This window comes from Streptococcus mobilis (assembly GCF_059727625.1).
Genome location: NZ_AP041823.1, coordinates 967666 through 979674, shown reverse-complemented (window position 1 = coordinate 979674; position 12009 = coordinate 967666). Strand labels below are relative to the sequence as shown.

Annotated in this window: 14 protein-coding genes; 1 reads left to right on the top strand and 13 read right to left on the bottom strand. The window is 42.0% G+C overall.

The window, feature by feature from the left end; all coding sequences use genetic code 11:
* Positions 1-43 precede the first annotated feature (43 nt).
* Both thiI and AC6IZR_RS04595 read right to left on the bottom strand, forming a co-directional pair.
* Entirely contained in the window at positions 44-1264 is a 1221-nt protein-coding gene (gene thiI, locus AC6IZR_RS04600; protein ID WP_497848886.1) for a tRNA uracil 4-sulfurtransferase ThiI, read from the bottom strand.
* An 18-nt stretch (positions 1265-1282) separates the two neighbouring features.
* The gene (locus AC6IZR_RS04595; protein ID WP_497848885.1) at positions 1283-2425 is read right to left on the bottom strand and encodes a cysteine desulfurase family protein; all 1143 of its coding nucleotides are present in this window, start codon (positions 2423-2425) and stop codon (positions 1283-1285) included.
* 192 nt (positions 2426-2617) lie between these two features.
* Between AC6IZR_RS04595 and AC6IZR_RS04590 the strand changes: the two genes are divergently transcribed.
* A complete protein-coding gene (locus tag AC6IZR_RS04590) occupies positions 2618-3052 on the top strand; it encodes a DUF6556 family protein (RefSeq protein ID WP_497848884.1) in 435 nt (144 codons plus the stop codon).
* Positions 3053-3186: 134 nt separating this feature from the next.
* Here the strand turns inward: AC6IZR_RS04590 and AC6IZR_RS04585 are convergent, their stop codons facing one another.
* From AC6IZR_RS04585 to AC6IZR_RS04535, 11 genes are all read right to left on the bottom strand, one after another.
* Complete coding sequence (locus AC6IZR_RS04585; RefSeq protein WP_049492014.1) at positions 3187-3630, bottom strand: hypothetical protein; 444 nt, start codon at positions 3628-3630, stop codon at positions 3187-3189.
* Positions 3631-3664: 34 nt separating this feature from the next.
* On the bottom strand, positions 3665-4090 hold the full coding sequence (locus AC6IZR_RS04580) for a lipoprotein BUG3 (RefSeq protein ID WP_065426838.1): 426 nt from the start codon (positions 4088-4090) through the stop codon (positions 3665-3667).
* 43 nt (positions 4091-4133) lie between these two features.
* The gene (locus AC6IZR_RS04575; protein WP_497848883.1) at positions 4134-4595 is read right to left on the bottom strand and encodes a hypothetical protein; all 462 of its coding nucleotides are present in this window, start codon (positions 4593-4595) and stop codon (positions 4134-4136) included.
* Positions 4596-4654: 59 nt separating this feature from the next.
* Complete coding sequence (locus AC6IZR_RS04570) at positions 4655-5086, bottom strand: hypothetical protein (protein ID WP_049492021.1); 432 nt, start codon at positions 5084-5086, stop codon at positions 4655-4657.
* Between the two features lie 49 nt (positions 5087-5135).
* Positions 5136-5579: a hypothetical protein gene (locus AC6IZR_RS04565; protein WP_193389742.1), complete on the bottom strand. Its 444-nt coding sequence runs from the start codon at positions 5577-5579 to the stop codon at positions 5136-5138.
* Between the two features lie 423 nt (positions 5580-6002).
* Positions 6003-7073, bottom strand: coding sequence for an ABC transporter substrate-binding protein (locus tag AC6IZR_RS04560; protein WP_045759569.1), 1071 nt, complete (start codon positions 7071-7073; stop codon positions 6003-6005).
* Complete coding sequence (locus AC6IZR_RS04555) at positions 7070-7843, bottom strand: ABC transporter permease (protein ID WP_003002847.1); 774 nt, start codon at positions 7841-7843, stop codon at positions 7070-7072. Before AC6IZR_RS04555 ends, AC6IZR_RS04560 begins: the two co-directional genes overlap by 4 nt.
* Positions 7840-8646 carry an ABC transporter permease gene (locus AC6IZR_RS04550; protein WP_049475040.1) on the bottom strand — a complete coding sequence of 269 codons (807 nt, stop codon included), beginning with the start codon at positions 8644-8646 and terminating at the stop codon, positions 7840-7842. The genes AC6IZR_RS04555 and AC6IZR_RS04550 overlap by 4 nt, the downstream gene beginning before the upstream one ends.
* Complete coding sequence (locus AC6IZR_RS04545; RefSeq protein WP_350007288.1) at positions 8627-9784, bottom strand: ABC transporter ATP-binding protein; 1158 nt, start codon at positions 9782-9784, stop codon at positions 8627-8629. Before AC6IZR_RS04545 ends, AC6IZR_RS04550 begins: the two co-directional genes overlap by 20 nt.
* 207 nt (positions 9785-9991) lie before the next feature.
* Positions 9992-10888: a UDP-N-acetylmuramate dehydrogenase gene (gene murB, locus AC6IZR_RS04540; RefSeq protein WP_023918387.1), complete on the bottom strand. Its 897-nt coding sequence runs from the start codon at positions 10886-10888 to the stop codon at positions 9992-9994.
* A 118-nt stretch (positions 10889-11006) separates the two neighbouring features.
* Entirely contained in the window at positions 11007-11987 is a 981-nt protein-coding gene (locus tag AC6IZR_RS04535; protein ID WP_497848882.1) for a hypothetical protein, read from the bottom strand.
* Positions 11988-12009 lie beyond the last annotated feature (22 nt).

Sequence of the window (12009 nt, the reverse complement as noted above, 5' to 3'; positions counted from 1 at the left end):
TTTAAGTTGGTTAGAAAAAGAGGCTGGATACTCCCAGTCTCTCCTATAGCAAATCCTCGATCAGGTCATCGACCTCATCTTTTTCTGCTTTTGGTGTGATCTCTGTTACGATGATGCCTGCTACCGCACGCTCAACCAAAGCTTCCACATCCATACGTTGCTCATACTGCTCCGCATTTTTGAGTTTTGGATTAGTTTTTGGACGGTCTGGCGCAAAGATGGTACAACAATCTTCGAATGGCTGGATAGAGATTTCAAAGGTATCAATCTCTTGTGCAATATCGATGATTTCCAATTTGTCCATGGTCACTACCGGACGAATAACCGGCGTATTGGTTACTGCATTGATGGCCTGCATACTCTCTAAGGTTTGGCTAGCCACTTGTCCCAAACTTTCACCATTGATAATCACCAAACCACCGCGAACCTCGCGAATGCGGTCTGTAATGCGCATCATAAAGCGACGGGTCAAAGTCATGAGGTAAGCTTCTGGTGCTTTTGCCTTGATTTCCTCTTGGATCTCTGTGAAGGGCACCTCGATAAATTGGATATTGCCCCCAAACTTGGTCAACTTCCGTGTTAAATCATGGGCTTTTTTTAGAGCTCCTGGGCTGGTATAAGGCGGGCTAGCAAAGTGAACCGCCTCGATATCCACTCCCCGCTTCAAAGCTAGGTAACCAGCCACGGGAGAGTCGATCCCACCAGAAAGCATGAGCATGCCCTTGCCAGACGTACCAACAGGAAGGCCGCCTGACCCCTTAATGGTTTCATAAGAAATATAGGCTGCTTCTTCTCGAATTTCAACCTGCAAGTTGATATCTGGTTTTTTCATCTGAGCTTGGATGGTTGGAATCGCTTCAAAGACCGCACCTCCCAAGGTTTGGTTGAGCTCGCGACTATCGAGTTCAAAGGTATGGTCACTGCGCTTACTTGAGATTTTAAAGGTCAAGCCGTCCTTGTAAATCTCCTTCATGATCTCTTGCACCGCGGCTTTTAAGGCCGGAACTGATTTTTCAATCTTGTAAACAGGTGAAAAATTTTGGATTCCAAAAACCTGCTTGAGGGATTCGGCTACTGGCTCATAATCCGTCCCATGCAGATAAGCATGCGCCCGATCGCGGTCGGCTGTCACTTTGACAGCTGGATAGATAGATAAAACATCTTGGATATTATTGCGAAGTTTATTGATGAAACGCATGCGGTTCTTTCCTTTAGTAGAAAGCTCTCCATAGCGAATCATAATTTCTGAATAGGTTAAGGTCATGTTGATTTCCTTCTAAAATTAACGTACTTTTCGTGTTTGCTCGTAAATCAGTTTGAACTTGGTCAAGAATTGCTCGACTTGGCTCATGTCATTTTCAAGATCGAGACTTAAGCGAACAGCTGTCTGTGCAATACTCTTATCCACTCCCATAGCAATCAAGGTTCCAGCTGGCTTACCAGCTTTGGACGAGCAGGCACTGGTTGTTGAGATGTAAATATCAAACTCTTCAAAGGCATGGACCACTACTTCTCCACGAACTCCCTTGATCCCGAAAGTCAAGATGTGAGGCGCAAAGTGATCCTCACCAGAAAAGATGGTGACATCTGGATAGTTGGCCAATTCTTTGCGGATGACTTCTTTCATCTGCTGGGGCTTGCTGACAAAAGCTTCTTGGTTTTCCATGGCTAAGCGTAGGGCTTTTGCTGTTGCTGCGATACCTGCCACGTTCTCCGTTGTCGAGCGCATTTCTTTTTCTTGACCACCTCCGGTTAAGAGAGGGGTGATCTTTTTGCCTTCTTTGATGTAGACAAAGCCGACTCCGCGAAGTCCATGGAATTTGTGACTAGAGAAGGTCGCAAAGTCCACGCGCTCTGGTAGATAAACTTCTGTTGCTACCTTTGCCAAGGCTTGAACCGCATCGACATGGAAACTAACTGTTGGGCGATCTTCCAGAAGAGCTGCGATGTCATGGATGGGCTGGATGGAACCAATCTCATTGTTGACAGCCATGACAGAGACCAAGGTCGTATCCGGACGGAGTAGGTTAGCCAAGGCATCCACCTTGACAAAGCCACGCGCATCCACAGGAGCGTAGTCCACTTCGAATCCCTGTGTCTTTAACCAAGCAGCTGATTCCTTGATGGCAGGATGCTCGATGTCAGAGACAATGATGTGCTTGCCATAAGGAGCTTTCTCAAAGGCGACACCCTTGAGGATCCAGTTGTCCCCTTCTGTCCCACCAGACGTGAAGTAAATTTCCTCAGCTTTCTTGCCAATTAGCTCCGCAATTTGTTTCCGAGAAGCCTCTAAAATACGAGTCGCTTGACTACCTAGATTGTGCAAACTAGAAGGGTTGCCCCAGATCCGAGTCGCTACTTCTGTATAAGTCGCAAGGGCTTCTGGATAGGGTTTAGTCGTTGCTGAATTGTCAAAATAGATCATGTCCTACGCATCCATCACTTTCTTTTTACGTAACTTCTATTTTATCATTTCTAACCGCTTGGGACAAGGATTTGATAAAGAGAGATGCGGCAAAATCACTCTATAAAATTCAGTTCTTTTTAGACATTTTTCAGAAAATGACTTATAATAGGAAAGTGTTAAAAAACAATTTTTGATAGAAAGAGAATGAACATGTCACAATATTCAAGAAGTAACAAAAACCAAAAACCTGAGGAAAAAGTAGATTCAAGACCATCTCGCGGTGAGAAAGTCAAACAAGGTTTGTCCGTATTTCAAACCGTTGTAGCTACGATTGCCAGTCTCTTAGGGATTATCGTCACTTCCTTTACCATTATTAGCCTGCTCAATAAAGACAATCAAAAAACAGAAGAGAAACCATCTAGTAGCACCAGCGTCGTCGTGGTTCACGATAAGGGATCTGACTCAAGCGCTACCAATACAGATGCTAACACCAATACACAAACCAATTCAAGCAATACAGAAACAAGTTCACAAAAAGAAACCGATAGCTCATCTGCTACTGAATCTAGCTCGTCTGCCGCACAAGACCAAGGTTCCACAGCAACAGACAGTGGCGCAGATACAGCATCATCTGGAACCAACTAAAAAATCAGTAAGGACAACCTTACTGATTTTTTTTTGGCTTTCGATGCCAGCTTTTTCTGATTTATATAGAAAGCATCTATCTCATTGTCGTACTCCCACTTGAGCTTTGAACGCTCTTCCTAGATTTGATCCAATTACTCAAGTAATCTCCCCCCTATATCAATGTCGGATCCTATATACATCTCATCTAGATTCAATGTATTGTCCTCATTAATTGGGATATCTACTCCCCAACCCGATTCTTCAATATGATTTATACGTCCATAAACATTCATATAATATTCGGGAGTTGTAAGCCCACCATCACTCCATTGTGTCTGATCCCAATCAATCTGAACGGATTCAACTTTTGAATTTTGTGCTTTGACTAAATCAATAACCTTCTGTTCGTGTTCTTTTAGGTAGTCCAGTTGTTCTTTTTTTATGTCTCCTTCTGGTTTTTGTACGACTTTCTTTGAAGATGGGGTCGTTATCTTCTGTTCAGGTCTTTTGGTCAGGGTCATGATTTTTCCTCCAAGAAAAACCAGTCCTAGGATCGGTAACAAAATGATCAAAAATAGTTCCATTTGTCTCTTCATAAATCCTCCTTACAGACTTTGAATCTTCCAGTTCTTACTCAATATAATCACCCTTAATACTAATATTATGGCCCATACTAAATGTCATCTTTTGATCAGAATCAAATACGACATCCACCCTCCATCCTGAATCTTCAAGTTGATTGACGGTACCAAAAATTTCTATGACCTCATCTCCACCTTGTGGGGTCCCATTTCCACCATCAATCCATTGCGTTTCGTCCCAATAAATCTGAACAGAATCAACCTTTGAACTCTTCGATTTCACAAAATTGACGATTTCTTGCTCGTGCTCTTTGAGATAAACAAGTTGTTTTTGTTTGATCACTTCTATATCTTCTTTTGTGGAGGAAGAGGTTGCAGTTTGTACTTGTTTTGTATGAGCTTTTTGTTTTACACTACAACCTCCAATGCTTGTGAAAATAAACATTAAAGCTAATAACTTAAGTGTACATTTCATTTTAATTTTCTTGTTTCCTCATAACACTTTTACTTCTATTTACTTAAGAAAAAATTTTCCAGCCACCATTTTCCTCGATATAGATATCATTAAGCATGCCCATTTTTTTGATAGTTGGTATGCTATTTTGATCTTCTAGGTAAAAATCAACGGAGAATTTTGTGTTTTTTAATTGATTAATCTGACCAGAAATAGATAAATTGTATCCACCACCCTGAGGCGTTCCGTTTCTAGACTCTTCAATTTGCATACTGTTCCAATCAATCTGAACGGATTCGACTTTTGGATTTTGAGCTTTCACAAAATCAACAATTTCTTTTTCATGTTCTTTCAAATAGGCTAGCTGCTTTTGTTTAATGGCTTCTTTATCTTCTTTTGTGGTTGAAGAGGTGACAGTCTGCGCTTGTCTGCTCTTTTCACGTTCTTTCTTCACACATCCTACTAGACATCCAAGTGTTGAAATGAAAGCAAGTGCGATTATCAAATTGTTTATTTGTTTTCTCATAATTTTATTTCGTTTAAAAGTGATTCCTCTATTGCATCTCTCATTGTCTAACGGACGGATCATTTCTTTTCTACCCGATACAAATTGTCTGAACCAATTGAATCTATTTTAGGCATTTTATTTTCGTCTAACGTAAAATTCAGGCTAAAATTTGTTAGATCACTTCCATTGGCATAACCATAAACTAATAGTATTTCGTCACCTCCCTGAGGCGTTCCATTACCTCCTACAACTGTTTTAATACTGTCCCAGTCATAAGACACCTGCGTAATGTTAGCATTATGAGCTTTAACATAGGCTGTCATCTCTTGCTCGTGTTCTTTCAGATATGTGAGCTGTTTTTGTTTAATGGTTTTTTTGTCTTCCTTGGTTGTCGAAGGGGTTGCAATGGGTGCTTGTTTTGTTTGCTCTTTTGATTTTATGGTACATCCTCCTATACTTGCAAGGAGAGCTAATGTAGTGATTAATTTAAATATCGTTCGTTTTTCCATGGGGTAACTTTCTCTAACACAGTTCATTTTCAAAACGTATTGTACTTGATTAGGAAATTGGCTTTCCGCCAATCGTAGGTTCATGGAGCATAAACATTTCTCGCATGTTAATTGACTGATCATCATTAATTGGAATATCCACTCCCCATCCTGAGTTCTCGATATTATTAATTCGCCCAAAAACATTCATATAATATTCGGGAGTTGTAAGTCCACCATCACTCTTCTGAGTTTCATCCCAATTAATCTGAACTGACTCAATTTTTGGATTTTGAGACTTTACAAAATCGACGATTTCTTGCTCATGCTCTTTGAGATATGCTTCTTGTTCTTTTTTTATTTCTTCTTCTGATTTTTGTACGACTTTCTTTGAAGAAGTGGTTGTTATCTTCTGTTCTGGTCTTTTGGTCAGATTCATGATTTTTCCGCCAAGAAAAACCAGTCCTAGGATCGGTAACAGAATAATCAAAAATAGTTCCAGTCGTCTCTTCATCTCTTCTTCTCCAATCCTTCCTTTCATGACTGAATGGGACAGTCACTTTCCTTACTATTATAGCATCTTTCATTTGAATCTCAATCTAACTCACTAGTTAGAGACTATATGCAGCAATCATAAAAGAACTTTCGGGGTTCTTCTAGAATATAGGTAATCCTTTTTTACAAATAACAACCTAAGTGATGCTAAGAATTCAAATGTTGTATTTTTGTAGAGTATCTAAATATATAATGAAACTTTCCGCTGTGAGAAAAGTGCTAGAAACACCATTGTTTCTAGCACTCGGGAGTTTTGAAACTTTAGGTTCAAAACTAAGTCATGGAACTTCGTAGAAGTTCGCTGACGTCCGTATTCACTTAAGGAAAGTTTCTAAGAGGAGTTTATCTTCAATCAAAAAGGAACCCGAAGGTTCCTTTTGTGTTATTTCCGATACATCTTGACCTGAAGGTAAAGATCGTTATAGACTCCAAGCAACTTCTTGCCTAATTGTTGATAGACTTCCAAATGGTCCAGCGTTTCATCGCTTGGATAGAAGGATTGGTCATCTTGGATTTCTTTTGGCAACATGGCTTTGGCTTTTTTATTTGGCGTTGAGTAGCCGACATAAAGAGCATTTTTCAAAGCATTTTTAGGACGAAGCATGAAGTTAATAAAGGCATATGCTGCTTCTTTATTTTTCACGGTTTTTGGAATGACAATGTTATCAAACCAAAGGTTGCTGGCTTCAGTTGGGACGACATAGCGAAGATCCTTATTGGCTTCGAGCATTTGGCTGGCTTCTCCTGAGAAGGTAACCCCAATAGCCGCATTGTTTTGGATCATATAGCCTTTCATCTCATCAGCAACCAAAGCTTTGATGTTTGGCGTCAAGGTGTAGAGTTTATCTACTGCCTCTTGCAATTTCTTTGGATCCTTTTCATTGAGGCTATAGCCCAAGGTATTGAGACCAATTCCCATGACCTCACGCGCACCATCGTACATCATGATGTCATTTCTGTACTCTTCACGCCAGAGATCTGACCAATGTTCCGGAGCATTTTTGACCATCTTGGTATTGTAGACGATCCCCAAGGTCCCCCAGAAATAAGGTACTGAATATTGGTTACCCGGATCAAACGATTGGTTCAAGAGTTTTGGATCGATATTTTCCATCCCTTTGATCTTGGATTGATCCAACTTTTCAACCAGATGCTCATCCATCATCTTAGCAATCATGTATTCACTAGGAATCGCAATATCGTAGGTGGTTCCCCCTTGTTTGATCTTAGTGTACATGGCTTCGTTGGAATCAAAGGTATCATATTGCACCTGAATTCCTGTTTCTTTTGTGAATTCCTTGAGCAATTCTGGATCAATATAATCTCCCCAGTTGTAGATGACCAACTTGTCACTGTTCTTGGTATTCATGCTGGCTTCGATCTGGTGGCTAATTCCCCAGAGGACCAGAATGACAAGGACAATCCCAGTTAGGAATGAATAAAGTTTTTTCATGCTGCTTCCTCCTTTTCACGGGTAATAAAGTAATAACCGATGACCAAGAGCACACTAAAGAGAAAGACAAGGGCGGACAAGGCATTGATACTGAGGGAAATTCCTTGACGCGCACGTGAGTAGATCTCTACAGACAAGGTTGTAAAGCCATTTCCGGTTACAAAGAAGGTCACGGCAAAATCATCAAGCGAATAGGTAAAGGCCATAAAGTAGCCAGCAATAATGGCCGGTGTCAGATACGGCAACATGATCTCTTTGAGCATTTGCACTTGAGTAGCTCCCAAGTCATAGGCAGCATTGACCATATCCCGGTTCATTTCCTTGAGACGTGGCAAGACCATCAAGACCACAATGGGAATCGAGAAGGCTACGTGGCTAGCCAGAACAGATAGGAAACCTAGTTGGTACTTCACCGTCGTAAAGAGAATCAAGAAGCTGGCCCCGATCATAACGTCTGGCGCTACCATGAGAATGTTGTTAATGGAGAGCAAAGGTCCTTCTAACTTTTTCTTGGATTGGTAAATATAAATGGCTCCAAAGGTTCCAATCACTGTCGCAATCAAGGCTGACAAGAAGGCCAAGAGGAAGGTCTCTGATAAGATCAGCATCAGGCGACTATCTGCGAACAATTCATTGAAATGCTCAAGCGTGAAGCCCGTGAAGGCATTCATATCTCCCCCTTTATTGAAGGCATAAAAGATCAAATAGAAGATGGGAAGATAGAGGATCAGAAAGACGAAGCCTAGATAGAAATGGGATACTTTTTTCATCGTTCTCTCCTTTCTCTAGTTGCCCACATGGTAAGGAGCATAGCAAGGATCAGAACAACTCCGATGGTAGAACCCATTCCCCAGTTTTGTGTTGTCAGGAAGTGCTGTTCAATCGCAGTCCCTAAGGTAATGACTCGGTTTCCACCGATCATCCGTGTCAACATGAAGAGACTCAGACTAGGAATAAAGACAGACTGCACACCTGAGCGGACTCCATTCATGGACAAGGGGAAGACCACATGACGGAAGGTATCCCAACGATTGGCTCCCAAATCATAGCTGGCATTGATCAAGTTTGGATCTAAGTCATCTAAGACATTAAAGATCGGCAAGATCATAAAAGGCAACTCGATGTAGCTGGCTACAAAGATAAAGGAGAAATCAGTAAAGAGGATCTGCTGGGGAGCGACTCCGAGAAAGCTTAAAAAGCTATTAATGGAGCCGTTTTGCCCAAATATTCCGATAAAGGCATAGGCCTTGAGCAAGAGATTGACCCAGGTTGGCAAGACGATCAACATTAACCATAACTGCCGGTGTTTGAGCAGCGTCAAAAAGTAAGCAGTTGGATAGGAGATCAAGAGCGTCACCAGGGTGACAATTCCGGCATAAAGAACCGAATTAAAACTCATCTTTAAATAGGTCAAATTTTGCGAAGTGAAGAACTCTTTGTAGTTTTCAAGTGAAAACTGCCCTTCAACGTTAAAAAACGATTGAAAGATGATCATGACTACAGGAGCCAAAACAAAGAGAAAAATCCACAAGAAATAGGGGAGGATAAATAGATTAGAGGTTGTTTTCTTCATCTCTTTCCTCCTCAATGGCATTAATCAAACCAGCTTCTTGCTCTTCCACTTCAACGTACTCTTCGATCCGCGCATCGAATTCTTCTTCGGTTTCGTTGAGACGCATAACGTGGATATCTTCTGGTTCAAAGTCTAGCCCGATGACTTCTCCCACGATGGCCTTACGAGTGGAGTGGATCATCCACTCATTTCCCAAATCATCATAAGCGATGATCTCATAATGCACACCACGGAAGAGCTGGGTGTCCACCTTCACTTGGAGCTTGCCTTCTTCAGGAAGAGTGATTTGCAAGTCTTCAGGCCGAATGACAACTTCAACTGGTTCGTTTGGACGCATCCCACCATCGACGGCTTCAAAGCGTTTGCCATTGAACTCAACCAAGTAGTCCTCGATCATGCGACCTGAAAGGATGTTGGACTCACCGATAAAGGTAGCTACAAAGTGGTTGATCGGTTCATCATAGATATCTACTGGTGTACCAGATTGGACGATCTCTCCTTCGTTCATGACAAAGATCCAGTCACTCATGGCAAGGGCTTCTTCTTGGTCGTGGGTAACAAAGACAAAGGTAATCCCCAAGCGTTGTTGTAATTCTCGTAACTCGTACTGCATGTCTGTCCGAAGCTTCAAGTCAAGTGCAGACAAGGGCTCATCTAAAAGGACCACTCGTGGTTCATTGATAATAGCCCGTGCAATAGCTACCCGCTGGCGTTGACCACCAGATAATTTTTGGATCGAACGTTTTTCAAATCCAGCTAACTGGACCATTTTCAAGACTTCTGAAACCCGACGTTCGATCTCAGCCTTGTCCACCTTTTTCAAACGAAGGGGAAAAGCCACATTTTCAAAGACCGTCATATGTGGAAACAGGGCATAGGACTGAAAGACGGTGTGGACGTCCCGTTTGTTGGTAGGGACATCATTGATCCGTTCCCCATCAAGATAGACATCTCCAGTCGTCGCATCCAAAAGACCAGCAATGATATTAAGGATAGTTGATTTTCCTGATCCAGATGCACCGAGCAGGGTATAGAACTTCCCTTCCTCCAATTCAAAATTGATATCCTTTAGGACAACGGTTCCGCTATCTTCAAAGACCTTTGAAACATTTTTAAACTCAATAATTGGTTTTTTCAATTCACATAAATTCCTTCTTTACTGCGATTACCAAACTGCTTTTCATACGAAAATGCAGCGGCTGACAGGAAGACCTGTCAGACCACCAATACCTCTCGGGGACTTACTAGACTGCCCCACCTATTTACGGTATCGATAGGCACTCACCCCCTCTCCGACTGATGCTATCGATGGTTCACTATCAATTGTTCTTCAATACTTAAGCTCTTAGGCTTGACCGATAATGCGAACTTCTGGTTCTAAACGGACGCCTGAGTGAGCTTCTACTGCCTCAATGACATGAGCGATCAGGTCTTCGTAATCCTTAGCTGTTCCATTATCGACATTGACCATAAAGCCGGCATGCTTTTCAGAAACTTCCACACCACCGATTCGATAGCCTTTTAGACCTGCCTCGCTGATCAATTGACCTGCAAAATGACCGACAGGACGCTTAAAGACGGATCCACAAGAAGGGTATTCAAGGGGTTGTTTCAACTGGCGAAGATGGGTCAACCGATCCATCTCCTGCTTGATCGCCTCGTGATTGCCTGGTGACAAAGCAAATTTGGCAGAGATGACAACAGCACCTGTCTCTTGAATCTTAGAATGACGGTAGCCAAAAGCTAGTTCACTCGCTGACAGAGTTTCGATCTCTCCGTCTTTGGTCAAGACCTTACAGGATACTAGGACATGAGCGATCTCTCCCCCATAGGCTCCCGCATTCATAAAGACTGCGCCACCGACACTGCCTGGAATGCCACTAGCAAACTCGAAGCCTTTCAAACTATGGTGCAAGGCCACATGAGTGGTGTCGATGAGTTTAGCTCCTGCTTCTGCTTCGATCACATAACCATCCACACTGATGTCACGCAAGCGATCAAACATAATGACAAATCCCGGAATGCCCCCATCGCGGACAATGATATTGGACGCATTGCCCAGGACCATCCATGGAATTTGCTCTTGGTTGGCAAATTGAACGATGCGTTTTAATTCGTATTGATTGCGAGGAAAAGCTAAAAATTCAGCATTCCCACCTACCTTTGTGAAGGTATAATATTTTAAAGGTTCTTGAAAACGGATATCAATCCCTTCAAGAATTTGATTCATTTTTTCATTCATCTTTCTGTCTGTTCTCTCTCTATAAAAATACAAACTATTATACCAAATTTTTGACTATTTTTCGACCCTAAAAAACAAAAGAAGACCTATAATATTCAGGCCTTCCTTTTATCATTCATTATGCAATTTTACGAGCAATGGTACGATTCTTTTGTCCATCCAGAGCTGATTTGACCGAAATCCAAGCACCACCAAGAGTAAAGACAGCTAACAATCCTAGATTCAAGTAAAATTTATCTGGGACATCCCCTGAGAATGTCGCTTCATTGAGAAGCGTCCAGGTCATACCAAATGGCAAATCCAGTTCATTCATGAGCGCCAAAGTATAATCTAATTGGTTGACTAAAAAGACCGTCAAGACCATCAAAATAGCTGAAACTACCACACCTTTTTTAGTCAATTTCTTACCAAGAATCTCATAACCTTTGATGGTACAATAACCGAGGGCTGCACCTGCCAAAACAGACACATAGCCAAGACGCGCTACTAAGAGGGCAACTGCTCCACCGATGATCACACCGATCACAGCACCTACAATCCCTAAGAGGAAGTTTTCTTCCCGCGCTTCATAAGCCTCAACTGTATCTTGCACTTCGGCTTGGTAAGCTCTAAAGGTTGCATCGTCGATTAAGAAGATCGCATCTCCAATTTGATACAGACCAATTGGTCCTTCCTCACCCGTTTGCGCATTCACTTGCACAAATTGGTGGTTGAGCAAGAAATCAACAATATCTTGGATGGCTGTCCATAAGGTTTCGACAGCCTTGCCTTTGGTCATTCCGCCTTTGACAACGATCGAGGTCAAGTAACCATCAAAAGAGATAGCATTAATGGCTTTTGATTGTTCTTTTAATTCATTCCAAAGAATTTCACTATCTTCGATCAAGTCTCCTTCGGAACCTTGTTTCACACTGAGTGAAATGGTAAATACATTCTTGGTTTGAGCGCCTTCAATGACTAACAAGAAGCCTTCACGCTCCCCGTACATCACACGAGCTTCGCCATCAAATTGCAGACCAAGATCGGTAGCAATACTATATAAATATTCTGGTTTCATGTTTCCCCCTAGATTTTCAGGAAAGCTTGAGCTTTTCCCCATACTGTTCCCATTCTACCATAGG